Origin of the sequence: Streptomyces swartbergensis, assembly GCF_002148965.1 — a bacterium.
GTDB lineage: Bacteria > Actinomycetota > Actinomycetes > Streptomycetales > Streptomycetaceae > Streptomyces > Streptomyces swartbergensis.
In genome coordinates, this window is record NZ_NGFN01000806.1 from 1 (window position 1) to 782 (window position 782).

Sequence of the window (782 nt, forward strand, 5' to 3'; positions counted from 1 at the left end):
CCCCGAGGAGGCGCGCGCCTGGGACGAGCTCGTCACGACGGCCCGCCGGACCGTCTCCGACGGTCTCGTCGTGGGCACGTCCGGGAACGTCTCCGTGCGCGTCGACGACACCGTTCTGGTCACACCGTCGGGCGTCCCCTACGACCGCCTGACGCCCGGCGACGTGACCGGCGTCGGCCTCGACGGTCGGCAGGTCCTCGGCACGCTCGTCCCGACCAGTGAGCTGCCCATGCACCTCGCGGTCTACCGCACGACCGGCGCCCGTGCCGTCGTCCACACCCACGCCGTGCACGCGACGGCCGTCTCGACGCTCGTGAGCGAGCTGCCGCTGATCCACTACATGGCCGCCGCGCTCGGCGGACCCGTCCGGGTTGCCCCGTATGCCACGTACGGCACCGACGAGTTGGCCGAGAACATGCTCCGCGCCCTCGCCGACCGCTCCGGCTGCCTCCTCCAGAACCACGGCACCATCACCCACGGCGCCTCACTGGACCAGGCCTACGACCGCACCGCCCAGCTGGAATGGATGTGCCGCCTGTGGCTGACCGCCGCGTCGGTACCGGGCCTGTCCCCGAGCCTGCTGTCGGAGGAGCAACTGGCGGAGGTGCAGCAACAACTGCGCGGCTACGGCCAACGCCGCTGACCTTGCTCCCGGACGCCCTGGACGTCCCAGAGCCGCCCGCGCCCCGCCCGCCAGACGCAGCCCCCCGATACCCCGGCGCGCACATGCCCCGCGCGCCGGGACGTACGCGGGGTTTCCGGGCGACTGTCTTCGCCCCACC

1 protein-coding gene is annotated in these 782 nt (G+C 73.3%); it reads left to right on the plus strand.

Features of this window, described 5'->3' with window-relative positions; translation table 11 throughout:
• Window positions 1–643, plus strand: a 643-nt coding sequence (locus CA983_RS44445) for a class II aldolase/adducin family protein (RefSeq protein WP_107500374.1), incomplete at its 5' end; no start/stop codon positions are given.
• Window positions 644–782: the final 139 nt, after the last annotated feature.